Origin of the sequence: Halorhabdus utahensis DSM 12940 (genome assembly GCF_000023945.1) — an archaeon.
In the GTDB taxonomy this organism is placed as follows: Archaea; Halobacteriota; Halobacteria; order Halobacteriales; family Haloarculaceae; genus Halorhabdus; species Halorhabdus utahensis.
This window is the reverse complement of sequence record NC_013158.1, coordinates 1,835,302-1,858,734: the sequence shown is the minus strand read 5'-3', so window position 1 is coordinate 1,858,734 and position 23,433 is coordinate 1,835,302. Positions and strand designations below refer to the sequence as shown.

The window sequence follows — 23,433 nt, the reverse complement described above, 5'->3', positions numbered from 1 at the left end:
TTAATCCTCCTAAAGCGCGGACATCTGTCTCGAATGTATCCCGACATTTTAAGACCAGGGGTCCGCTATGGGGGGATATGTCTGACAAGAAATCACAAGGCAATGTCGACAGACGGCGGTTCATGCAAACCGTCGGTGCGGGGGCCGTTGCAGCGGGCGTCGCGGGATGCAGCCAGTCGGACACCACGGACACGGAGGGGCCTGCAGACACGACGGAGGGGCCGGACACGCCGCCACAGGGCGGCACGCTGACGATGTCGCTGCCGTCCTCGCCGCCGAGCGTCAACGTCCTGAACACGTCGTCGTCCTACGCGACGGCGATCATGGACTTCATCTGGGAGTACGGCACGTTCCTGGACTGGACGACCTTCGAGGTGAAGCCCTGGGTATACACCGACTGGACCATGGAGAACACCGAGGGCGAGGACCCGAACCCGGACGTCTATTTCAACGTCAGGGACGGCCTGACCTGGAGCGACGGCGAGGACTTCACGGTCAGCGACGTGATCTTCACCTACGAGTACCTGCTCGAACAGGAGCCGGGCAAGTACACCTCGGATCTAAAAGCGATCGACTCCGTCGAGGAGGCATCAGGCGACTGGGACGTCCATCTCTCGATGAACCAGGTCGTCGGTACCTACGCGCTCAACCAGCTCCAGTTGCCGCTGCTGCCCGAACACGTCTGGAGCGACGTCGACGACTACACGGAGTACCAGCCGGGTCAGCAGGTCGACAGCGGCGGGCCGGTCGGCCTGGGAATGGCGGAGCTGACGCAGTACGAACCCGACACGTCCATCGAACTGACCTTCCGGGACCCGGACGAGTACCAGCTCGGCCAACTCGACTGGCTGGCGGAACACGATACGTTCGTCCAGGGTGGCCCGTTCCTGGATGAGCTCCGGTATCTCGTCTACAGCAGCGAGTCGGCGTACGTCCAGGACTTCTTCAACGACGAGATCGACGCGATATACAACACGCTCCCGACAGGGGAGATCCAGAAGGCCCGCGAGGAGGACAGACAACTCGTCCGCGGGGGCGACACCGGCTACGGTTTCTTCATGTTCAACCTTCGCCGGACCCCCTTCGACGACGCGGCCTTCCGGCAGGCTCTGGAGTTCCTCTGGGACGACATCCAGTGGGTGCGGACACTCAATCAGAACTACGTCCTCGAAGGTGACTTCATCATGCCGCCCGCCTACGAGGCCGTCCGTCCCGAGACCGAGACGGGTGCCGAGATCCTCGAGGACCCGGCGACAAACGCCTTCGAGTTCCGCGGGGATGGCGAGGGGGAACCGGACCTCGAAACCGTCCGGTCGTTCCTCACAGAGGGACAGCTCGTCACCGGCGAGAGCGGGACGTTCGCCGGCAAGGATTACCCCGGCAGCCTGACCGGCGTCACGGCGAGTCAGTCCGCGCCGCGACACGACTACTCCTTCGGCGAGGTGACGTCCTCGGTCCTCCAGGACGTCGATGGCGTCGACCAGGAGATCCGCGTCAACGGCCAGACGATCACCGAGATCCGCGGGGAGCCGCTGACGTACATCAGTTACCCACCGGAGCTGGTGCCCGAGCTGACGGAGATGGACCAGGTCTACGTCAAGAACATGCAGGAGCTCGGCATCCCGATCAAGCGGGAAACCGTCGGGTTCAACGCACTCCTCCCGCGGCTGTACGCCCAGGAGGACTTCGACGTCACCCACCTCGGCTGGGGGAACACGTCGCCGCTTGGCGTCAGTTCGCTCTACAATCTCTTCCACAGCGACAACGCCGACGATCACTCGGTCGTCGAGGAAGGGTCCGAGCAGGAAAACGACCAGCGCCAACTCAACAACAACACCGGGTACGGGCTGTTCGACCACGCGGGCGCCGACGACCTGATCGATCAAGCACGCCGGACGATCGACCCCGAGGAGCGCAATGCGCTGGTCCGCCAGGCGGTCGAGCGGATCTACCTCGACTCGCCGTACATGGTCTATCAGTACAGCAAAGTGTTCTGGCCGCTCCACCAGCGGTTTTCCGGCGCGATCGAGAACATCCCCGGCGTCGGCGGCCCGGCACTGACGACCCAGATGCTGAACATCTACGAGAACGAATAGCCCGTTCGGTCGTTTCGTCGACAGAATCGAGCCGATTCGGCACATTAATCACAACGCGACATCGTAGCAAGACAGAGCCCTGCAATGACACGGCACGGCGTCGGTAGGTGTGAGGTGAGGCGATGAGTCGGATAAGCGCCAGGTACCTCGGTAAGCGACTGGTCGCGTCGTATCTGACGCTGCTTGTCATCATGACACTGCTGTTCCTGTTGGTCAAGTCGATGCCGGGCAGCTTTATCAGCCAGATGCGGAGCCCGGGAATGACGGCCGAGCAGATCGCCCAACTCGAGGCGAGGTGGGGACTGAACGATCCGATCTGGGTCCAGTACGCCCGGTTCATGATCAACTACCAGATGGGACACTTCGGGTGGTCGATCAACTGGAACGTGCCCGTCTGGGACCTGATCGCCCGGCGGTTGCCCCGGACGCTGATCCTCTTCGGATCGGTCTACATCGTCGGCTACGTCGTCGGCCCGCTCGTGGGGATGTACCTCGGCTGGTGGCGCGGGACGATGAAGGACCAGTCGCTGTTCTCGGGGAGCCTGTTCATCTACTCGATCCCGGTGTTCTGGGTCGCCTGGTTGTTCATGTGGGTTTTCAACTATCAACTCGGCCTGCTGCCCGGCAAGTACATGGTGACGCAGTTCCCGGAGTTCGACCTGACAGCGGTCAACGTCATCGTCGACTTCCTGCGTCACCTCGCGTTGCCGGCGTTCACCGTCGCCGCGATCACCTGGGTCGGGTCGATGCTGGTGATGCGAACCCAGATGAACAACGTGACCGACGCGGACTACGTCTACCTCGCGAAGGCCAAAGGCCTCAGCGAGCGGACCGTCATCGTCAAACACGCCGCGAGAAACGCCCTGATCCCGGTGGCGACATCGGCGATCGTCGCCCTGGCGTTCATTCTCGACGGATCGATCATCATCGAGAACGTCTTCAACTGGCCGGGGATGGGCAGCGTGGTCGTCACCGCAGTGATACAGCAGGACACCCCGGTCGTGCAGGCGGTGTTCTTCATCCTGGCAATCCTGATCATCATCGCGCGACTGTTGCAGGACGTCGTGTACACGTATCTCGACCCGCGGATCAAATTCGGAGGCAACGAATAGATGGCGACAGACACTGACGAACCGTCGCGTTTCGAATCGCTCGCCCGTCGCTATCGCCCCCGCATCGAGCGGTTCCAGCGGGGCTGGGAGCGCTATCGCCAACACCGGATGGGGATCGTCGGACTCCTGATCCTCGTCGTCTTCGGCCTCTGGGCGCTGTTCCCGTCCGTGTTCGCGCCACATAGCCTGGAATGGAAGGCGTTTCTCGGAACGGAAGGCGGCCGAATGACGTTAGAACAGACGCGGTCGCTCCCGCATCCGCCGGCGTTCGGCGATCCCTTCTTCGCCCCGCTGGGGACCAACCATCTCGGCGAGGGGATCGCGACGCTGATGGTCTATTCGGCCTCGAACGCCCTGTACATCGGCCTCGCCGCCGGGATCCTCTCGAGCCTGGTCGGCGTCCCGCTGGGACTGATCAGCGGATTCTACGGGAACACGTGGATCGACGAACTCATCCAGCGCATCGCGGACATCGTCTACAGTCTCCCGTTCCTGCCGCTGGTGATCCTGCTGGTGGCCATCCGTGGAGTCAACACGACGAACATCATCATCGCGATCGTGATCAAGTCGTGGGTGAACAACGCCATCGTCATCCGCGGGGAGACCCTGTCCCTGAAGGAACGTTCCTACGTCGAGTCCGCGAAGGTGGCCGGGGCAAGCGACGCTCGCATCGTCTTCCGGCACATCCTGCCGAACGTGTTGCCGCTGACTTTCGTTTACCTGGCCCAGGACGCCGCCTACGCGATCCTGACCCAGGCGTCGCTGGCGTATCTCGGTCTCGCCGACTTCACGTCCCAGTCGTGGGGACTGATGCTCCAGAACATCCAGGCCCAAAACGAGGTTTTCTCCGCCCCGTGGTGGCTGTTACCGCCGGGGATCGCCATCGCGCTGGTGGCGGCCGCCTTCTACTTCATGGGCTTCTCGATGGAAGACGTCGCCAACCCACAACGTGAGTGACTATGACACTGCTGGAATTCAACGATCTCTCGGTACGATACAGCACTGACGACGGGGCCGTCCACGCCGTCGAGGACGTCAACTTCACCGTCGAACCCGGCGAAACGTTCGGCCTCGTCGGCGAGTCCGGCTGCGGCAAGACGACGCTCGGAAAGTCCATCCTGCAGTTGCTCGACCGCAACGGCTACGTCGAGAGCGGCGAGATCTGGCTCGACTGGGTGTTGCCCAAATGGACCGACGAGGGAGGCGAGCCAACCAACGAGGCGATCGCCGACGATTCGATCCCGGTGCGTCAGGACGGGAAGATGAACCTCGCCGCCCTCGACGAGACCGAGATCCGGCAGGTCCGCTGGAACACCATCTCCCTGATCCCACAGAGCGCGATGAACGCGCTGAACCCGGTGTACAAGGTCGGCGACCAGATCACGGAGGCCATCCAGTTGCACGAACCGGAAACCACCGACGAGGAGGCCCGGGAGCGGGCCATGCAACTGCTCGAAAGCGTCGGCGTCGAACCCGAACGGGCCGACGATTACGCCCACGAGTTCTCCGGGGGGATGCGCCAGCGCGCGATCATCGCCATGGCGATGGCCTGTGACCCCGATCTGGTGATCGCCGACGAGCCGACGACGGCGCTCGACGTCATCATCCAGGACCGGGTGCTCGACGCCATCCGGGACATGCAAGAGGAGTTCGACGCGGCCATGCTGATCATCAGCCACGACATCAGCGTCATGGCCGAGACGTGCGACCGGATCGGCGTGATGTACGGCGGTCGGCTGATGGAGAGCGGGACGACCCACGACATCTTCGAGAACGCCGCCAACCCCTACACACTGGGGCTGGAGAACTCCTTCCCGACGATCACGGCCGAGAACGAACAGTTGCTCTCGATCCCCGGGACGCCACCCCAGCTGGTGGATCCGCCCGACGAGTGTCGGTTCATCGATCGCTGCCCGTTCGCGGTCGACGCGTGTGAGAAGTCCCACCCGCCAATGTTCGACGTCGAAAGCCAACAAGGGGAACTCAGTCAGGCGACCACTGACGGGCATCGGTCGGCCTGTCACCGGGTGGACGAGATCGAGGAGCTACGCAACCGAGCGACGGAGGACGAGACATGGCAGGAACGATAGATTCAACCTTGATGGAGGTACGGGACGTCTCGAAGCTGTTCGGGAGTTCCCAGGGCCTGCTCGATACGCTCCTGGGTCGGGAACCACAGCCGGTCCGTGCCGTCGACGGCGTCTCGCTGTCCGTCGAGGAGGGCGAGGTCCTCGGGATCGCCGGCGAATCGGGCTGTGGGAAGACCACCCTGGGGAAGATGCTGGTCAAACTGCTGAATCCGACCGAGGGAGATGTCGAGTTCGACGGCATGGACGTCACGGACCTCTCCGCCGCGGAGCAACGCGAGTTCAGACAGCGCGTCCAGATGATCTTCCAGGACCCCTTCGAGAGTCTCAACCCCCGGATGACCGTCGAGGACGCCGTCGCGGAGCCCCTGCAGATCAACGACATCGGCGAGGACTACTACGAGCGTCGCGACCGCGTCATCGAGGTGCTCGAAGACGTCGGGTTGGCACCGGCCGAGCCGTATCTCCGGTCGTTCCCCCACGAACTCTCGGGCGGCGAGCGCCAGCGCGTCGCCATCGCGCGGGCGCTGGTCGTCGATCCTGACTTCGTCGTGGCCGACGAGCCGGTCTCGATGCTGGACGTCTCGATCCGGGCGAGTGTCCTCAACCTGATGCAGGACCTCAGAGAGGAGTACGACCTCACGTACGTGTTCATCAGCCACGACCTCTCGCTGATCAGGTACATGTGCGACCGCACGGCGATCATGTACCTGGGGGACGTCGTCGAGATCGGCGACACGGACGACATCGTCACGGACCCGAAACACCCCTACACGGAGGCGCTGTTCGACGCCGTCCCGGTGATCGATCCCGACGCGGAACGCGACCGGGCGAACGTCACGGGCGAGGTGCCGAGCCCCCGTGACCCGCCGACCGGCTGTAAGTTCCACCCGCGGTGTCCGTCCGTGATCCCGCCCGACGACTGGACGGGCAGTCAGGACGCCTTCCGACGGTGCCTGCAGTTCAAACTCGGCATCCAGCGGGAGACCCTGGGGCCGACGGACATCCCGGAAGACGAGGAATCAGACGACGTCGAGGAGGAGGTCGACGCCCTGCTGCGACACGGTCTCGTCCTCGACGTCCCGGAACCCCATCGCATCGACCCGGAAGAACTCTCGGAGGGCGTTCCGGTCGAGGCACTCGACCTGCCGGCGGCCGTCGAGTCGGCACTCCGGGACGCTGCCCGGGACGTGTTGACCGACGGCGACTACGACAGCGCCCGTGATCGTCTGGCCGACCGGATCGAATCCGTCTGCGAGACCGAGATACCCGACCTCCGTGAGGCGGAGGATCGAACGCTCGCCTGCCACCTCTATGGGTCCTCCGGTGGGGACCGATAGAACCGTCAACGACGATGCGCGACGGCACTCGTCGGAACGGAAACAGGTTCGAACCTGACGACGAACGGGCGACGACGGACGCGTCGGGTCGCGGTCACGGCTGGCTCGCCCTTTCGTTCGTGCTGGTCCTTGTTCTGACCGGTGTGATCTTCGTCGCGACCGGGCAGGCGTACCTCGCCTACGAGCAGAGTGGCTCGGTGACGGCGACAGTCACGGACGTCAGTGTCGCGGATGGCGACGGAATCGTCCAGGTCAGGGTCGCGGTTCACAACCCGACGGCCGTCGCAGTCGACATCGAGGCCCCGGCCGGGATCACCGGTCGAATCGACGGCCGAATCGTCGCCAGGGCGCACGCAACCCTGTTCACCGAACGCACCGTCCCGGCAGGCGGCAATCGAACGATCGACGTACCACTACGGATCCATCACCAGTCCGGAGAGACAACTGTGGCCGCGGCGCTCGATAGCGATACGTTCGACCTGAGTGGCCGTCTCCGGGGAGCGATTCACGATCGGTCGATCTCGATCACCATCGAGCGGGGTGACCAATGACCGTCAGTCGAACCATCGAGCGCATGGTCGCATTCGTCACTCGCGTCACTTCACACCGAACACTCGGGGTCGGGACCGGTGCGCTCGCGGGGATGGGCGCGTTCATGTACAGCAACGAGGGGTTGCTCCCGCCGGCAGTGCCGGGGTGGGTGCCCGTCGTGGTGCTCTGTCTCGCCGGCGTCTACACCGTCGTCCTCTCGACGTCGCTGTCCCGGAGTATTCGGGCGTTGTTGATCGCGTTCGTGACCGCGATCGGGACGCTGTTTCTCGCGTCGGTCCTGCCGGTGTGGGTGCTGCCGTACGGACGTGGGGGCGCGGATATCGCACTCGTCTATTTCCTCCGGCAGGCCCTGCTGGGAACGCTGATGGCGTTGCTGGTCATCTTTCTCGGGAGTTACTTCGCCACGTTGTTCGTCGCCGGATATTTCGACTGGTGACGCCTGCCGGAGACGGGCCGCCCGCGTCCAGGCCGGGATCGGCTGTGCAGCACTCGATCCCGTCAGACCCGCGGCACCCGGCGTGTGACCGGGATGTTTTTGCCCATCGGGACCGTTTAGGCGTCCGTGACGAGGGAAACGCCGGATCGCGAGAAGCCGATCAAGGAGCGTGGCCTCTACGCCAGCCACGGCGATGCGCCCACGCTCGGCGCGTATCTCTCCTCGCTACTCCATCTCCTGTCGTTTCCGGCCGTCCTCGTGATCGCCGTCGTCGGCCACCTGCTCGAGTTCTATCCGTATCCCGGAATCATCCCCGTGATGATCGGGCTGTTCATCGGAGAGATCGTGATCGTCGGCGCGGTGATGCACGTCGCGTCCTGAGACACTGATCGACGGAAGCAAGCCGTCAGTAGGCGACCCTGAAAAAGCCCTTGAAACCGCCGTAGCCGGCCGCGATCATCACGATTCCGATGAGCAGAATCTTGCCGGCTTCGACGGTCGGAATCGGATCACTGTACGGTTCCAGACCGATGAGCGACATCAGCCCGAACATCGACACGGCATACCCGATTGCGAGTCCCAATATGCCGACACCGAGCAGTCCCAGACTCGTCGGGGCACGTAGCGGTCGCGGGATCTGTTCACGTACCGTCGCCATAGCGGAAGACTAGCGAGCGGACAGTTAAGCGTTCCTGTCCGAGCGGTCGGCCTCCTCGACGGCTTCGAGTTCGTCACCGACTGGCGAGAGGTCGCTATCGAACGTGTTGTCGTCCGCTTCACCGGATGGCTCACTCCCTCGATCACCAGTGGCGATCGAACGCGGCGACGGGCGCACGGCGTACCCGATGCCAACGGCGGCCGTGCCGCCACCCACCATGAGGAGCGTCTCGACGGCCAGCAGTGCCTGCTCCCCGGTGACGACAGAGAGGTGAATCGCCTGACCGATGACCAGCGCGCCCACGACGACGAACACAGTGTGCACCAGCCGTCGTACCGGGGAATCCGGTCCGAGCATGTCGTGGTTCGACATTGTACTCTTGGCGTTTCAACTCCCCGATCCGTCCCGACATCGGTCGATCGACGGCAAGCGATAGGACTCCGCTCGCGTGCCCACGTTTCGAAACCTTCAATTGTGCCTGCAGTCTATCGGAGAATGCAACGAGCATACGAGGGTTGGTGGTCTAGGTTGGTTATGACACCTCCTTGACATGGAGGAGGTCGGCGGTTCAAATCCGCCCCAACCCACTGATTTTGCGCCGAACAATACCGTGAGGCGCAAGTCTGTCTTTGGGGCGGATTTGAAGCAGGGAGTGAGAGGTGAGCGAGTGCAACGAGCGAACGGGAACGACCGCGGTTCAAATCCGCCGAGAGAGCAAGCTCTCTCGAGCCGTGCTTCACGTTGTTCAGCACGACGCCGGAAGAGCTTGCTCTTCCGAGCCCTCGTTCACTGCGTTCACGAGGACGCCCCAACCCATATTTTCCGGCGAGCAAATTTGCGAGCCGGTAATTTGATCACAAAGATTTGAAGCAGACGAGTCGCGCGCAGCGAGAGCGAGGTGTGACCGGAGGGAGCGTCTCGAAATGGCGAGCGGTGTAACCGCGAGCGAAGCGACGTCTCGGCGCGGTTCAAATTCATCCTGATTCAGTATCTGCCCCGCTTCTCACTGCCAACCGCAGCCACGGCCGGCCAATGATCGGGCTCGGGAAAAGATTCATTCTTGTTCTCTTAGATCTCCAAGGAGTGTACCTGTATACCCCCGACGGAATCGACCGGAAGCGAGCCCACCACCAGGCAGTGAAGCAGGAGGCGGACGATGTCCCGACCAAGCGCCGTGGCAATCTCGGCGAGCTTGCGTTCGAGCAGTTCTGTCGTGAATACCTACCCGTCGAGATGTGGGAATGGAAGAACGAGCAGCCACTTCGAAAGTGCAATCCCGAGAGCTACGCAGCGTACGACTTCGAGGTGTTCGGCTACGAAGTCGATGTGAAGACTTCCCGAGACGTTTCCGCGTTCCGTCCCTCCCACTTACTCGATCAGGATCCCGACGACGACATTATCGTCATGGTGTGGCACCGGGACAACGAGGACGGCCTGATCCTCCTCGGGTGGGAGCGAGTCGAGACACTCGAATCGAAAGTGACCACGCAGGAATCGTATTCGGGGACGGAACCGGAGAAACTCGATCACCTCTCATCGCGGCCGATGAACGAGCTGATGGATCTCGGGCCGAACACGGCTCACATGAATCAAAAGCCGGAGAACCCGTTTTCTCCCGGCGACCGCGTCGTGAAAGCCGCCGATTCGGACGCGTCGGTCGCGGTCGTGGTCGAGGTGCTTCCCCCCGAAACGGAGGTCGGGATCTACGGGCAGTCGATGGATGGGGAGGCTGTCCGGGTTGCGTTTCCGAGCACCCTCGACGAAGGCCCGGGTGACTGGCGCGACATCGACGCGGCGCTCCTCTCGTCGTACTGTGACGATCAAGACCTCAAGCTGTATACGTATAAGCACACGAATCTGGACTTCGCCGAGAACCCGTTCGTCCCAGGAGATCGCGTGGTCAACGCCAACCACGACGACCCCGACGAGGCTGTCGTGGTCAGCCGTACCGACAGTTCGAGCGAGAAGGCAGTAACTGTAGTCTATGCGACACAACTGGAAGACGACCAGATTCCACCGGCGGCACTCTCAACGCACGCTGAAAAGCACCAGCTCAAACAGTATTCCTACAACGTGGACGTCCTAGAAGGAGCCTGAAAGCACACCGTCAAGTACTAGATTTATACTCCAGCCGTCAGTGGTCCAAACAATACACATGCCGCCCATCCAGACCAGCGAATTGACGAAGTATTACGGCGACGTACGGGGCGTCGAGGATCTCTCCTTCGCCGTCGAGGAGGGTGAAGTCTTCGGGTTTCTCGGCCCGAACGGCGCGGGGAAGACGACGACCATCCGGACGCTGATGGGGTTTCAGTCGCCAACCGGCGGGACGGCGACCGTTCTGGGAGCCGACATTAGAGACGGGGCGGCGCTCCGGGAGGTTCGCGCGGACGTGGGCTACCTGCCGAGCGAGCCGAGTTTCAACGAGAACGTGACCGGTCGCCGCTTGCTCGACTATCACGGGTCGCTCCGTGGAGACATCCGAAGCGACGAGATGCTCGAACTGTTCGATCCGCCGCTGGACCGGAAGGTGCGGGAGTACTCCCGCGGCAACAAGCAGATGCTCGCCATTGTCATGGCGTTCATGCACGACCCGGATGTGCTCATCATGGACGAGCCCACCTCCGGACTTGATCCCTTGAAGCAGGAACAACTCCTGGAGTTCATCCGCACCGAACAGCAACGCGGGAAGACGTTCTTTTTCTCCTCGCACATTCTGAGCGAGGTCCGGAAAGTCTGCGATCGAGTAGCGATCATTCGAGACGGCCATCTCGTCGAACTCGAAGACGTCGAGTCGCTGCTGGATCGCAGTGGGAAGATCGTCCGGGCGCGGCTGAGTGGCGATCTCGACCCCGACGCGCTGGCTCTGGACGGCGTCCACGATATCGAGGTCAGCAGCGACGGGAGTGAAGATGGGGACGAAGGCGACGGCGAAACGGCCATTGCAAAGAGTGAGGCGACGAGCGTCACGTTCACGTACACTGGGGCTTACGAACCCATGCTCCGGCAGCTACTCGAGTACGAAATCTTCGATCTGACGATCGAGGAGGCCCCACTCGAAGACGTGTTCATGCGATTTTATGGGGAGAACCCGGCCGAGCGTGTCGAAGCAGTCGAGAACGGCAAGCCCGTCGACAGCGAGATCGAGGAAGGGGCGGAGGAGGCCGATGTTTGAGACCGCGCGTTTCGAGTCCGAACGGCTGGTTCCCGCTTCGGCGGTCATCGGGCTGGGGCTTGCGGCCTTCGGCGGGATGATGACGCTTATCGCCCCCGGCATCCTCGGGGACGTCGATATCGCGGCCCTGCTTGAGCAGTACCCGTCCGTGATGGTCGAGGAGATGGGGCTGGGACACATGGGGACCATCGAGGGCTTCATCGCACTCGAACTCTACGAGTACGTCTGGCTGCTCGGCCTCGGGGCGTACGTCGCCTACACCGCGGCCGGCTCGATCGCGGGTGACGTCGAGACCGGGCGGATGGACACGCTACTCGCCGCGCCGATCGCCCGGTGGCGACTGCTCGTCGAGAAATACCTCGCACTGCTGACGCCCATCGTCGTCGTCAACGTCGTCGTCTTTGTGGGTGTGACGGGAGCGGTGCAGGTGATCGAGGAGACGATTCCCGTTGCCGACCTCGTCGCGGTCCACGTGCTGTCGATCCCCTACTTGCTTGCGTGTGGTGCGTTCGGCATGCTCGTCTCCGTCGCCGCGCCGCGCCGCATTCTCGCCGAGGGCGTGGCGGCCGGCACGATCATCGGAACGTTCCTCTTCGAGATGCTCCTCAGCAACACGGATCTCGCGTGGCTGGGTGGTATCGCGCCGATGCGATACTACGATCCCCTGGCGATCCTCACCGAGAGCACGTACGATCCCGCCGGGGGAGCGATCCTCGTTTCCGCCGCGGTCGTGCTCCTGGCCGGGAGTGCCTGGCTGTTCGGGGAGGTCGACGTGCAATGAGTACCGAGAGAGCGGGGCCCGCGACCCGCGAACCCGACGACAACCCGCTGCTCGTGGTCGCCCGCTTCGAGGGGCGCAATCGACTCCGGGTGACGGGCGTCATCGCCGTGCTGTTCACGCTGTTCGGCCTCATGTACGTCTGGCTCGGCCCGCAGATGATCGAGGCCGGGTTCTCGGAGTTGATCGACGCGATGCCACCGGTCGTCACCGAACTGTTCGGCTTCGAGAGCCTGGAGTCGATCGAAGGACTCCTCGCCAGCGAGTTCTACACGCTCGGCTGGATCGTCGGTCTCGGGGGCTATCTCGCCTATACCGCCGCCGGGACGGTCGCCGGCGACCTCCGGGACGAGCGGATGGACACACTGGTGGCCGCCCCCGTGGCCAGGCGAAGCGTCCTCCTCGGGAAGTACCTCGCGCTTCTCGTCCCGATCCTCGTCCTCAACGCCGTCGTCCCGGTCGTGCTGTACGTGGCATCGGTGGCTATCGACCAGACGCTTCCGCTCGCCGATCTCGCGATCGTCCACGCCTTCTCCATCCCGTATCTCCTCTTCTGGAGTGCGATTGGCCTGTTGCTCGGGGTGGTCGTCCGCCGAGGTCGAACTGCCGGGCGGGTCGCGCTCGCGCTGGTCTTTTTCGGCTGGCTCGCGGAGTCGATCATCTCGACGACCGATTACGAGTGGCTCGGCGGGCTCTCACCGATGCGATATTTCGACCCGTCGGGTGTCCTCGTCCAGGGGACCTACGATGTCGCCGGGGCGGGCCTGCTACTGGCCGGTGCGGTCCTGGCAGTCGGCCTCAGCCAGTACTGGTTCCAGCGACGGGATCTCTGAGTTGGCTCCGACGCAAGCGCTAAGCGAGCGATCGGTTCCGGGATCGTTTTCGCTCGTCCGTCCCGATAGCCGGCTATGATCGCCGTCTTCGCAGACACCCACGGGACTGACGACCTACAGCTCGCCGGACGGGCAGCCAATGCACTCGCTGATGCCGAGAGAGTGCTCCATGCGGGAGACTTCACGACGGCGGCGGTCTACGAGGCCTTCGAGGCCCGAACTTCCGAGTTGATCGCCGTCCACGGCAACAGTGACGCGGCTCCACTTCGGGATCGATTGCCTGCCGTCGAGACGATCGAATGGAACGACCGAGAACTGCTTCTCATTCACGGACACGAACACACGCCGACGTCGCTGCCGTTGCTCGCTCGGGAGCGAGGTGCCGATCTCGTTATCACCGGACACACCCACCGACCAGCGATCGAGCGACTCGGGGATCTCCACGTCCTCAATCCGGGAAGTCACACCGATCCGCGGGCGAGCGCGCCGTCGTACGCCGAACTTCGCCAGGAAACGGGTGACGTGGTGATCGAACTCCGGGAGCCGACGGGGAAAATCATCGAGCGACGGCGCGTCGCTGGGGAGTGAGTGGGTCGATCGCAGGGTGAGGGCCGAAGCGGGAGTAACGCACATCGACCAACGGCCGGACGGCTAAAGTGAACACCGGAAGGTCAAACGCTCGTTTGACTTCCCGTCCGAACCCATTGTTGGACACAGCCAGGCATCGCGCCGTCGGGCGGTGCGACCGCAAACCCAGGGGATCGAACGGCGTGCCGACGACGATCACATGACAACAAACGACGAAACATCTATTATCGCCGAGATGAAACCGCGAGTCATGGTTGACCCGGTTCTCGTCGGCATCGTCGTCGTCGTCCTCGCGTTCGTCTTCTTCGTCTACCTGTTCGTCCGCCGGATCGCGACCGGCTTCAGCCAGGGCATGCGTGAAGGCAAGCGCGGTGGGTAACCGGCCCAGCCACGGGACGAAACTGGTTTGGCCGGCGGTCGAGAAGTCCCTGCCGTCATGGACCCACGCATCCGCGAACACGCACAGCTGGTCGCCGACGCGCTCGATCTGAGCGAGGGCGACAACCTGCTCATCAAGAGCGAGCCCGCCGCCGAGGATTTGGTTGTTGCACTCTACGAGATCGCCGGTGATCGCGGCGCACACCCCGTTTCGATGCGTACCAATCGAAGCGGACGGGCCATCCGAAGCTATCTCCAGGCGGCCGACGCCGCCGACGTCGACTTCGAGACACCGGCCCACGAACAGGCCCTGGTCGAGGCGGCCGACTGTCACGCCGTCATTCGCTCTCACGTAAACGTCACCGAACTGGAGGACGTCGCTCCCGAGGTCAACTCCGATTACGAGAAGGCCCACCAGCCGATTCTCAACGAGCGGCTGACCGACCGCTGGACGCTCACCCAGCATCCCACGCCCGCCGACGCCCAACTCGCCGAGATGAGCACCGAAGCCTACGAGAACTTCGTCTACGATGCGATCCTCAAAGACTGGGACGAACAACGCGAGTTCCAGGCTCAGTTGGTCGAGATCCTCGAGGACGCCAGCGAGGTCAGGATCGCGAGCGGCGACACCACCGACGTCACCATGTCCGTCGACGGCAACCACGTCATCAACGACACGGACACGCACAACCTCCCCGGCGGCGAGGTGTTCACCGCCCCGATCCCCGACAGCGTCGAAGGTGACGTCCTCTTCGACAAGCCCGTCTATCGCCGTGGGCGGGAGATTACCGACGCACGACTCGTCTTCGAAGACGGCGAAGTCGTCGAGCACAGCGCCTCGAAGAACGAGGAGCTGCTGACGAGCATTCTCGACACCGACGAGGGAGCCCGCCGCCTGGGCGAACTCGGGATCGGGATGAACCGCGATATCGACCGCTTCACCTACAACATGCTCTTCGACGAGAAGATGGGCGACACCGTCCACATGGCCGTCGGCCGCGCCTACGAGGACAACGTCGGCGTTGGCAACGAGCAAAACGAGTCGGCCCAACACGTCGACATGATCGTCGACATGAGCGAGGACTCATTCATCGAAGTCGACGGTGAAGTGGTTCAGGAAGACGGGACGTTCGTGTTCGAAGACGGCTTCAAGGGATAATTGCCGAACGCGAACGGAGTGAGCGTTCGGTTTTTTTAGTCGAGCATTTTCGAGGAGAGGTTCCCGCAGGGTAGCGCCGCTACCCGAGGAAACCCGACGAAGAAAAAGGTCGGTCGACATGATCGTCGACATGAGCGAGGACTCATTCATCGAAGTCGACGGTGAAGTGGTTCAGGAAGACGGGACGTTCGTCTTCGAGGAATAACGGATCGGCAGCCCACTGGAGTTCAGTCAGGCGATCGAAACCAAACACGAAATCCGCTATTCTTGCGGCCTCACAACGCGGATTAGTACCTCCGTTGTTCGGGATGGGAGAATACCGGACCGGGGGAGGTCCGGATGGAGCAATGTGTGGCATCGAACGAGAGCATCGTTCGAATTCACCATGGCGAGAAGCCATGATGAAACGGAAACCTTCCGCAAGTTATCGAGGCTTGGTGGGTGGAGCCAGTGACGGGGTCATGTCCTGACCCAGACGGGTAGATGAACGGCACATATGTAAATGTAACTTCCATTCTCAAATATGGAAAACGGAGCGAGTATTCAGGTCCGGAAAAATATGACGAATAGTTCCCAGACAAAGCCAGGGTTCACCGACAGACACAGCGATGCCACACGAACGCCAACTGTCCGAGATCACTGGTGTCGAATGGGGACACGGACAATCTCTGTAGAGAACGCACGGCCAGCAGCGGGGCCAGCGAACGAGCGCGAACAATGAAACCGTCTGCCAAGCGTATGATCGGAGCGGTAGCGCATCCGGCGAGCGAAGCGAGCCGGTTCACCGAGCGGGAGCGAAGCGACCGCTCGGGTCGTTTTTGGCCCAGCTTTTTGCGAGGAGCGGTTCGCGAGCGGAGCGAGCGAACCCGACGAAGTAAAAAGATGGACGGGCACGGTGGGATTCGAACCCACGAACCGTCGGATTAGAAGTCCGACGCTCTGTCCGGACTGAGCTACGTGCCCCCGTGAGGGTATGACGGGAAGGATGACAAAAAGAACCCGGATTGACGACGGACTCACGCGCTAGCCTGGGACTCGGCGCTCTCGAGGCGATCCTCGGCAATGGCGAACGCGAGCGTGCTGAACAGTCCCAACAGCGTCCCGGCGGTGAGCATCGCCGCGAGATACGAAAGGGAGACCCGGCCGAGGACGTACAGACTGACGGCGTGGATGACACCGGCGATGGCGAGAATGTAGAACGGGGCGTTGAGATATCGCCACCGGAATCGTCCGGCAAGATATTCGTCGGTCACCTGGCCGAGGCTGCTAGTGATCCCGGCGGCGGCGAGCCAGTGGATCGCCCCCGCGAGCACCGCGGCCACAGCCTGAGTCGCACCCAGCGTCGCAGATTCCAGCCCGCCGCGGACGGTGTCGAGCATCTCCAACCCGCTCGCGCCACCGATCGCCAGCAACACCCCGGCAACCACGTAGGTGACAATCGTCACCCGGCCAGCGTACAGCCCGGATCGAGCTCGATCGACGACGCCGTCGACGGCGTCCCCGAGTCCGAGTCCCCGCGAGAGGATGTAGATGCCGAGCAACCCCGACGCAAGCCCGAACACGTCGCCGGGCATGCCGAGGAAGTTCGCGATGACGGCGAGCGGATAGATGAGCAACAGGATCCCGAGCGGGACCAGGATCGTCCCCCGAGTCTCGGGGTCGTTGAGCACCTGTTTGATGGTGTAGTACATCGATTCCAGATCCTGGGCCTGGCGGACGACGACCCGACGGACGCCGTCGATGTCGACCCGCGAACGGATCACGGGCACGACGCTTTCGTCCTGTGCGCCATCGGTGACGATGACCGCACGGACGTCCTCGCCGGTCGTCAATCCCGCGAGGACGGTGTCGATCTCCACACCGACGGCCCGATTGGCAGCGACGTCACTGCCCTCGATCCCGGTCACAGCAGCGACTTCGACGGACTCGCCGGCGCGATCGAGTTCGTCGTAGAGGTGGATCCCCTCGAACAACACGTTGAGGTCACTGTCCTCTGGATCGGCCGTCGCGAACTCGACTGCGGCGCTCTCGACGGCGTCGCGACCCACGACCGGCGTTTCGATGCCGGTCTTCCGGCCGATGTCGTCGTCGAGATCCACGCACAGGACCAGCAGCATCTACCGACCGTACGCGACGGCCGTATAACACTTTTCTGGGTGCGGGACACGGAACTCTGAAATTTCGTGGTGACTCGATGGTGCGGTCACCGTCAGCGGTGGGTCCGGGCGTCCTCGTGAACGGAGTGAACGAGGGCTCGAGAGAGCTCCGCTCTCTCGGCGTCGTGCCGAACAACGTGAAGCACGGCTTGAGAGAGCTGTGCTCTCTCAGCGGATTTGAACCACGCCGAGACGTGCTCGCTTCGCTCGCGGTTACACCGCTCGCCATTTCGAGACGCTCCCTCCGGTCACGTCTCGCTCTCGCTGCGCGCGACTCGTCTGCTTCTAATCCGCCGGCCGCCTCGCATACCCGGCGCTCGTAAATGAGCGCCGCGAAAACTCAGTGGGTCCGGGCGGATTTGAACCACGCCCACGTCGCTCGTTTCACTCGCTCGTGGTCTACTTCAAATCCGTATCACCGCATTTGCGGCTCACGAATTGTTCGCCGCAAAATGGGTCCGGGCGGATTTGAACCACGCGAACACGGTCGCTCACTACGTTCGCGCTGCGTGTTCTCTCTTTCAAATCCTTGTAACCACACAAACGGCGCTGGCTCCTCGTTTCACTCGTCGCAGTCGCCGTCAGAAGTGGGTCCGGGCGGATTTGAACCACGAGGACTTCACTTCGCTCGTCCTCTGGGCTCAAACCGCCATGCCATTCGCTCCTCACGTCCGTTCGTCGCAGAATGGGTCCGGGCGGATTTGAACCACCGACCTCGGCCTTGTAAAGGCCACGTCATAACCAACCTAGACCACGGACCCGCATCCGAAGGAACTGTGTACGGCGAAATAACCCTTACGAAGGGGCAAAGAGAAGGCGTCACCGCGCAGTTCAGAACGAGTGTCAGATTCTAATCCAAACGCTTTCACACCTCGCGCCCGTCCAGTGGGACGTGGACTACAGTCGACTCGTCGACGTACTCGTCGTCGTGCTGCTTGCTCTGGCGACAGTGCTTTCGCTCACTGGCCCCACGAGCCCGCTTGCCCCCATTCTATCGCCGTTGTCCTACGAGGAGCCGACGATCTCGATCAGCGACGAGAACGGCACCGAACTCGCAACCGTCGACGTTCGGGTCGCCGATACCGACCGCGAACGCTATATCGGTCTGAGCCGGACCGAGTCCCTTTCGGACGGTGAGGGGATGCTGTTCGTCCACGCCGAATCCGGCACCTATCCCTACGTAATGCGAAACATGGCGTTCCCGATCGACATCGTCTTCATCGATACCAACGGGACGATCACGACGATCCATCACGCCGAGTTGCCAGCAGATCCCAGCGACCCACAGCAACAATACTGGGGAGAGGGCCAGTACGTGCTCGAAGTACCGTTCGGCTGGACCAATGAAACTGGCATCGAAACTGGAGATCACGTCTCGATCCCCGAATCGGTCCGCCCGTGAGATCGATTGGACTTACTGGGTCTCGCTTCGCACCCGAAGCGAATTTCACGTAGCGCACGCGCCATAGGAGCATGCGCCTTGCCGAATCGACCTGGGCCCAGGCGGAAGCCATCGAGACAGATCTCGCCATCCTCCCGGTCGGAAGCACCGAACAACACGGCCCGCACGCACCCCTCGGAACCGATGCCATCATTGCCGAGGCCGTCGCCGACGCAGGGGTCGAGGCCTATCCCGGAGACGCCGTCGTTGCCCCACCGATCACCGTCGGCGTCAGCGAGGAACACCGTGCCTTCCCCGGCTCGCTGTGGGTCAGCGAGGACACCTTCCGGGCGACCGTCCGCGAGACCGTCGCCAGTCTCGCCCACCACGGCTGGGACCGCGTCGTGATCGTCAACGGCCACGGCGGCAACGTCAACCCACTCCGGGAAGTCTGTGCCCGGATTTCCCGCCACGACGACGCCTACGCAGTCCCGTTCACCTGGTTCGAAGCGGTCGATCCCGGGGACATCTCGATGGGACACGCCGGGCCGATGGAGACCAGCGTACTCGAAGAAGTCGCGCCCGATCTCATTGATGAAGAAAAGATGGAAACAGCCCGCGAGGAAGCCGCCGAGCGCTGGGGCGAGTGGACGGGCGGCGTGAATCTCGCCTACGATGTCGAGGAATTCGCGCCCAACGGCGTCGTCGGCGATCCGACTGTGGCGGACGCCGAACGCGGCGAGAAACTCCTCCGTTCGGCCCGGGACGAGCTGGTAACACTGCTCGAAGACGTGGCCGAGCGCGACCGCCCGAAGGCGTAAGTCCCTATTCGTCGCTTTCGCTCTCCTCGTCTGCGGATTCCAGTGCGCTTCGGATCTCGGGAACGGTGCCCGCCAGGTCGCTCACCTGCTCGCGAGCGGCCGAGAGATCGGTGATGACCCCCTCGACAGCGTCGATTTCGTCCTCCAGATCGCCGGCATCGTCGAAGGCATCGGCCCGCTCACCCATCGTGTACCACTTCTTGGCGTCCCGAAGGTGGGTCTCAGCTTCACCCGGGTCCAGCTCCGACCGGAGGGCGTTGAGGACGCCAAGCGTGTTGTCGGCCTCGACATCCCAGATCGCGTCGGGATCCGGAAGTTCGTCCCGAGCCGCTTCGAGATGTTCCTCGACATCGCTGCGCATTTCATTGGCTGCCTCGCCGAAGAGATCGTCGTCATCGAGCGTCGATTGACTCATAGCCACCACTTCACACGCTCTCGGTTAAAAGATTGCCCGAAATTCGGGGTGATATTCCCTCAATCAGCGCCCGAGGGGCGACGGTCGGCGAGGACATCGAACTCGGCGTTGGTGTCCCCGAGCACCAGCAGCGCAAACTGGCGGTGGAACACCCGGATCGGGACGTAGATCACGGCCGCTGCCACGAAGACCACCAACAGGTATGCAATCAGCAAGCCGGCCAGGACCGCGATCGACGCGGCCGTGAGCACCCCGCCCTGCAATACACCGACACCGACCAGCACGGCGACGATAGCGAACGGAACCAATAACGCGACAGCGACGAGCCCCAGAACGATACTCCCGGCGATTCCGGTGACAATGTGGAGGCCGAAGGCGACCAACACGTACGCGCCATACTCGGTCCACTGCTCGGTGAGCGTCGGCCAGAAGCGCCGCCAGGCCGCGAGCACGCCACGATCTTCACGGAGCATGATCGGGACGACGAACTCGGTGGTGAAGCCGTTGGCCAGTGCGACTGGAATCCCGACGACGAGGCCAAGCAGGAACAAGAGAAGGACGCCAGCGACGATCCGGGCGATCGACGGCGAGACGGCTTCGCCCGCGAACAGTGCCGCGATCACGTCACCGAACAGTAGCAAGAACGCCCCGCCGAAAATTGCGAACGTGACGGCTCCGAGGACGAGCCGGAAGGCGAACAGCCGGAGTCCGCGACCGAGATAGCGGCCGAAGTACGCCCGAATGTTGACCTCGTTGCTCGACAGCGACTCGACGAAGACGAACTCCACGATCGCGCCGATCGCGCCGACGATCAGCCCGAGAAGGACGAGTACTGCGATGACACCGAGGGCGACAGCGACCGCAGTCGCCGTGAACTCGGGGAGCTCGACGCTGAATTCCGGGATCGATCCGCCAGTAGTCGAGCCCGTACTTGCGGGAACGTTACCTGTCGTCGAGAAGACGCTCCCACCGCCGCTGCCGCCGACCAAGAAGAAAGTGATGACGGCGAGACGGAGCCACCGCCCACCGTCGAACGGGAAGAGAAACGAGCGGGTCATGTCGACGGCGTCGTCGATGCGGTCGATCGCTGCGAGGGCCATAGGTGGATTCCGCCCTCACGTGACTTAGCTCTAGGCCGTCGAGAGAGTCAGAAACCACGCAACACGGCGTTGCGTACTCTCCGAAAACAGGCGACCCGATCTACTCAGGGATAGGAGCGTCGCAGTCATACGACGGACAGCCGGCCAGTGTCGAGGAGACGACCGATCCAACATGCCCGTCCTCGTAGAGACTGATGCTGGTGGTGCTGTAGTTGCAGTCGAAGATGATACATGGCACCAGCAGCGTCTCGGTGTCGATGGCGGGGCCCCAAAGCTGGACAAAGTATTGCGATGGCTCCAACAGCGTGGTTCTGAGTGCTTCCGCTGCCGGTATCGTATACGCTTCTCGGTGGACTGATTCCTCTGCCACCCGGTCGAGAATCCGGAGATTGACAGTCCGCTGGCCGGCGGTCGCATTCCAGATGAGGAGTTCGTGGGGGACATAGTCCTCATCAACGCCGTCCCGACTGCCCACCTCGATCTCCCGGTACGTTGTTTCCGGGTCGAAATCACCACGCAGGCCCGTGTTGGCTGGCGGAAGATCAGCAGGGGGTGGCGGTGGGGTTGCCGTGCCCGCCGCACCTGCCGGCCCGGTCGTCTGGCTTGCGAGACAGCCGGCCAGCGACAGTGTGCTCGTGGTAATAGCCGCAAGCGCCTGTCGGCGGTTCATAGTGTTTCAATGACCATTAGGCCCAAATAGTCTTTGGTCGGGTCGATTGCAATGGGCGTGAGTCGACTGTGGGCTAGCTATGAAATAGTTTTCAGCAGTCAGTATTGACGGACGAAGCCGTAGTCGTTCGCTGCACGCAACTCCCGTCCCGGTCGTTTCAACCACACCTGAAAACAGATTCGAGAGGGTATTATACACGGAACGGCCGTCAGAAGGCCATCACGCCGTATCGTCGATCCCGACCAGTCGCATCCGGGGGTAGCCGTCGTCCATCTCCATGACACCCCTCGCCTCCAGTCCCTCGTAGTCCACGAGAATCTCCACGTCGGCGAACTCGCCGGTGAACTCTGTGTAACCAACGTCCGGGTCGACCGCCGTCTCGATGGCTTCGGTCTTCATCCCGACGGACACCTCTTCGCAGTGTGGCTGATTCTCGATCGCGCTCTCGATGGCACTCGCGAGCTCGGCGGCGCTCGCGGGGCTGATCGGCGTCCCGGCGAACTGGTGGTAGAGCGCGCCGAACTTGATCCCGAGTTCGAACGTCGCCCGGTGGGCGTCGGTCGGTTCCATATCCTTGCTGGGGTCGGCGGCGGCTAAAACGTTGGCCGACGACGCTGGTCAGCTGGTTTCCCTGCACGACGGAACGACGGCCTCACCACCGATGGTGAACGTGGTCGTAGAGGTGTGCCTCGTAGATGTCCCGGACCGCGCCGTGAGTCTCGTGGGAGAGTTCGGGAAGGTCGGCCGCGGCGGCGTTGGCCTCGACGTGCGCGGGCGACGTCGAACCGGGGATGACCGTCGAGACGGCGTCAAAGTCGAGGATCCACCGGAGGGTGAACTGCGCCATCGACATCTCCTCGGGGACGTACGGCCGCAGGTCATCCACGGCGTCGAGGCCGGCCTCGAAGGGCACGCCGGCGAACGTCTCCCCGCCGGCGCGACCGATCCCGGCATCGACGCCGCCCTCGGCGGCGCTCTTGCGGTGGTCGCCTTCGTCGAAGTCCTCGATGCCGTCGAAGGCGTCGGCGAGCAGCCCGGAGGCCAGCGGGACGCGGACGATGATGCCGACGTCCGCTGCAGCCGCGCGCTCGAAGAACCGCTCTGCGGGGCGGTGTCGGAACGGGTTGAAGATGATCTGGACCGTCTCGACGACGTCGTACTCGATGGCCTTCGTCGCCTCCTCGACCTTCTCGACGCTGACGCCCGCGTGGTCGATCTCACCCTCCGCACGGAGGTCTTCCAGCGTCTCGAAGGTGTCTGGGTTGTAGAAGGCCTGTGTCTCGGGGCAGTGCAACTGCACGAGATCGAGCGTCTCGACGCCCAGCCGCTCTTTCGAGCCGGCGATGGACTCACGGAGGCCGTCTTCGGAGTGGCCGCCGTCCTCGTCCGGGGCGGCCTTCGTCGGGACGAAGACCCCCTCGCGGCCGCGTTCCTCGAGCACCTCCCCGATGAGTCGCTCGGCGCGCCCGCCGCCGTAGACCTCGGCGGTGTCGATCAGGTTGACGCCCGCCTCGAGTGCCGTGCGGATGGCTTCTTTGGCCTGTTCGTCGCTGACGTCGTTCCAGACAGGACCGACGTTCCACGTGCCGAGACCGACCGCCGAAACGTCGACGTCGGTCGATCCGAGAGTTCGGTACTCCATGCGTCGACTGTCGAACCCCGGCGCGAAAAATCCGGGGGTTGAGCGGTGACCAGATT

Annotated in this window: 25 protein-coding genes and 3 tRNA genes; 18 read left to right on the top strand and 10 right to left on the bottom strand. The window is 63.0% G+C overall.

Features of this window, described 5'->3' with window-relative positions; all coding sequences use genetic code 11:
* Nucleotides 1–77: 77 nt before the first annotated feature.
* From HUTA_RS09050 to HUTA_RS09015, 8 genes are all read left to right on the top strand, one after another.
* Nucleotides 78–2,096 carry an ABC transporter substrate-binding protein gene (locus HUTA_RS09050; protein WP_015789592.1) on the top strand — a complete coding sequence of 673 codons (2,019 nt, stop codon included), beginning with the start codon at nucleotides 78–80 and terminating at the stop codon, nucleotides 2,094–2,096.
* 122 nt (nucleotides 2,097–2,218) lie between these two features.
* Nucleotides 2,219–3,208, top strand: coding sequence for an ABC transporter permease (locus HUTA_RS09045; protein ID WP_015789591.1), 990 nt, complete (start codon nucleotides 2,219–2,221; stop codon nucleotides 3,206–3,208).
* Nucleotides 3,209–4,165 (top strand): ABC transporter permease, encoded by a 957-nt coding sequence (locus HUTA_RS09040; protein WP_015789590.1) that lies wholly within the window; start codon nucleotides 3,209–3,211, stop codon nucleotides 4,163–4,165.
* Between the two features lie 2 nt (nucleotides 4,166–4,167).
* Nucleotides 4,168–5,298: an ABC transporter ATP-binding protein gene (locus HUTA_RS09035; RefSeq protein WP_015789589.1), complete on the top strand. Its 1,131-nt coding sequence runs from the start codon at nucleotides 4,168–4,170 to the stop codon at nucleotides 5,296–5,298.
* A complete protein-coding gene (locus tag HUTA_RS09030; RefSeq protein WP_015789588.1) occupies nucleotides 5,283–6,635 on the top strand; it encodes an ABC transporter ATP-binding protein in 1,353 nt (450 codons plus the stop codon). The genes HUTA_RS09035 and HUTA_RS09030 overlap by 16 nt, the downstream gene beginning before the upstream one ends.
* A gap of 14 nt (nucleotides 6,636–6,649) precedes the next feature.
* Nucleotides 6,650–7,186, top strand: coding sequence for a hypothetical protein (locus tag HUTA_RS09025; protein WP_015789587.1), 537 nt, complete (start codon nucleotides 6,650–6,652; stop codon nucleotides 7,184–7,186).
* On the top strand, nucleotides 7,183–7,623 hold the full coding sequence (locus HUTA_RS09020; RefSeq protein WP_015789586.1) for a hypothetical protein: 441 nt from the start codon (nucleotides 7,183–7,185) through the stop codon (nucleotides 7,621–7,623). Before HUTA_RS09025 ends, HUTA_RS09020 begins: the two co-directional genes overlap by 4 nt.
* Nucleotides 7,624–7,749: 126 nt before the next feature.
* Entirely contained in the window at nucleotides 7,750–8,004 is a 255-nt protein-coding gene (locus HUTA_RS09015; RefSeq protein ID WP_015789585.1) for a hypothetical protein, read from the top strand.
* A 25-nt stretch (nucleotides 8,005–8,029) separates the two neighbouring features.
* On the opposite strand, the gene HUTA_RS09010 is transcribed toward HUTA_RS09015, so the two are convergent.
* Nucleotides 8,030–8,281, bottom strand: coding sequence for a hypothetical protein (locus HUTA_RS09010; RefSeq protein WP_015789584.1), 252 nt, complete (start codon nucleotides 8,279–8,281; stop codon nucleotides 8,030–8,032).
* Nucleotides 8,282–8,305: 24 nt separating this feature from the next.
* Entirely contained in the window at nucleotides 8,306–8,653 is a 348-nt protein-coding gene (locus tag HUTA_RS09005) for a hypothetical protein (protein ID WP_015789583.1), read from the bottom strand.
* Between the two features lie 140 nt (nucleotides 8,654–8,793).
* Here HUTA_RS09005 and HUTA_RS09000 point away from each other — a divergent pair.
* The 8 genes from HUTA_RS09000 to HUTA_RS08965 all read left to right on the top strand — a co-directional run bounded on the left by HUTA_RS09000 (nucleotide 8,794) and on the right by HUTA_RS08965 (nucleotide 15,192).
* Nucleotides 8,794–8,868, top strand: a tRNA-Val gene (locus tag HUTA_RS09000).
* 496 nt (nucleotides 8,869–9,364) lie between these two features.
* Complete coding sequence (locus tag HUTA_RS08995) at nucleotides 9,365–10,378, top strand: hypothetical protein (RefSeq protein ID WP_049941277.1); 1,014 nt, start codon at nucleotides 9,365–9,367, stop codon at nucleotides 10,376–10,378.
* 58 nt (nucleotides 10,379–10,436) lie between these two features.
* Nucleotides 10,437–11,456, top strand: coding sequence for an ABC transporter ATP-binding protein (locus tag HUTA_RS08990; RefSeq protein ID WP_015789581.1), 1,020 nt, complete (start codon nucleotides 10,437–10,439; stop codon nucleotides 11,454–11,456).
* A complete protein-coding gene (locus tag HUTA_RS08985) occupies nucleotides 11,449–12,237 on the top strand; it encodes an ABC transporter permease subunit (RefSeq protein ID WP_015789580.1) in 789 nt (262 codons plus the stop codon). The genes HUTA_RS08990 and HUTA_RS08985 overlap by 8 nt, the downstream gene beginning before the upstream one ends.
* On the top strand, nucleotides 12,234–13,067 hold the full coding sequence (locus HUTA_RS08980) for an ABC transporter permease (protein ID WP_015789579.1): 834 nt from the start codon (nucleotides 12,234–12,236) through the stop codon (nucleotides 13,065–13,067). Before HUTA_RS08985 ends, HUTA_RS08980 begins: the two co-directional genes overlap by 4 nt.
* Before the next feature lie 75 nt (nucleotides 13,068–13,142).
* The gene (locus tag HUTA_RS08975; RefSeq protein ID WP_015789578.1) at nucleotides 13,143–13,655 is read left to right on the top strand and encodes a metallophosphoesterase; all 513 of its coding nucleotides are present in this window, start codon (nucleotides 13,143–13,145) and stop codon (nucleotides 13,653–13,655) included.
* 250 nt (nucleotides 13,656–13,905) lie between these two features.
* A complete protein-coding gene (locus HUTA_RS16000; RefSeq protein WP_275737548.1) occupies nucleotides 13,906–14,034 on the top strand; it encodes a DUF7859 family protein in 129 nt (42 codons plus the stop codon).
* Between the two features lie 57 nt (nucleotides 14,035–14,091).
* Nucleotides 14,092–15,192 (top strand): aminopeptidase, encoded by a 1,101-nt coding sequence (locus HUTA_RS08965; RefSeq protein ID WP_015789576.1) that lies wholly within the window; start codon nucleotides 14,092–14,094, stop codon nucleotides 15,190–15,192.
* 887 nt (nucleotides 15,193–16,079) lie between these two features.
* Here the strand turns inward: HUTA_RS08965 and HUTA_RS08960 are convergent.
* The 3 genes from HUTA_RS08960 to HUTA_RS08950 all read right to left on the bottom strand — a co-directional run bounded on the left by HUTA_RS08960 (nucleotide 16,080) and on the right by HUTA_RS08950 (nucleotide 18,109).
* Nucleotides 16,080–16,155: transfer RNA gene (locus HUTA_RS08960), tRNA-Arg, on the bottom strand.
* A 53-nt stretch (nucleotides 16,156–16,208) separates the two neighbouring features.
* Complete coding sequence (locus HUTA_RS08955; RefSeq protein ID WP_015789575.1) at nucleotides 16,209–17,309, bottom strand: DUF373 family protein; 1,101 nt, start codon at nucleotides 17,307–17,309, stop codon at nucleotides 16,209–16,211.
* Nucleotides 17,310–18,034: 725 nt separating this feature from the next.
* Nucleotides 18,035–18,109: transfer RNA gene (locus HUTA_RS08950), tRNA-Val, on the bottom strand.
* Between the two features lie 131 nt (nucleotides 18,110–18,240).
* Here HUTA_RS08950 and HUTA_RS08945 point away from each other — a divergent pair.
* Nucleotides 18,241–18,750, top strand: coding sequence for a DUF192 domain-containing protein (locus HUTA_RS08945; RefSeq protein ID WP_015789574.1), 510 nt, complete (start codon nucleotides 18,241–18,243; stop codon nucleotides 18,748–18,750).
* Between the two features lie 71 nt (nucleotides 18,751–18,821).
* Nucleotides 18,822–19,550, top strand: coding sequence for a creatininase family protein (locus HUTA_RS08940; protein WP_015789573.1), 729 nt, complete (start codon nucleotides 18,822–18,824; stop codon nucleotides 19,548–19,550).
* 4 nt (nucleotides 19,551–19,554) lie between these two features.
* Here HUTA_RS08940 and HUTA_RS08935 read toward each other — a convergent pair whose 3' ends face one another.
* The 5 genes from HUTA_RS08935 to HUTA_RS08915 form a co-directional block, all read right to left on the bottom strand.
* Nucleotides 19,555–19,965 (bottom strand): DUF5790 family protein, encoded by a 411-nt coding sequence (locus HUTA_RS08935; RefSeq protein WP_015789572.1) that lies wholly within the window; start codon nucleotides 19,963–19,965, stop codon nucleotides 19,555–19,557.
* A gap of 59 nt (nucleotides 19,966–20,024) precedes the next feature.
* Complete coding sequence (locus tag HUTA_RS08930) at nucleotides 20,025–21,065, bottom strand: DUF7544 domain-containing protein (RefSeq protein ID WP_015789571.1); 1,041 nt, start codon at nucleotides 21,063–21,065, stop codon at nucleotides 20,025–20,027.
* A 100-nt stretch (nucleotides 21,066–21,165) separates the two neighbouring features.
* Nucleotides 21,166–21,735: a hypothetical protein gene (locus HUTA_RS08925; protein WP_015789570.1), complete on the bottom strand. Its 570-nt coding sequence runs from the start codon at nucleotides 21,733–21,735 to the stop codon at nucleotides 21,166–21,168.
* A gap of 219 nt (nucleotides 21,736–21,954) precedes the next feature.
* Entirely contained in the window at nucleotides 21,955–22,305 is a 351-nt protein-coding gene (locus HUTA_RS08920; protein WP_015789569.1) for a dihydroneopterin aldolase family protein, read from the bottom strand.
* Nucleotides 22,306–22,387: 82 nt separating this feature from the next.
* On the bottom strand, nucleotides 22,388–23,377 hold the full coding sequence (locus HUTA_RS08915; RefSeq protein WP_015789568.1) for an aldo/keto reductase: 990 nt from the start codon (nucleotides 23,375–23,377) through the stop codon (nucleotides 22,388–22,390).
* Nucleotides 23,378–23,433: the final 56 nt, after the last annotated feature.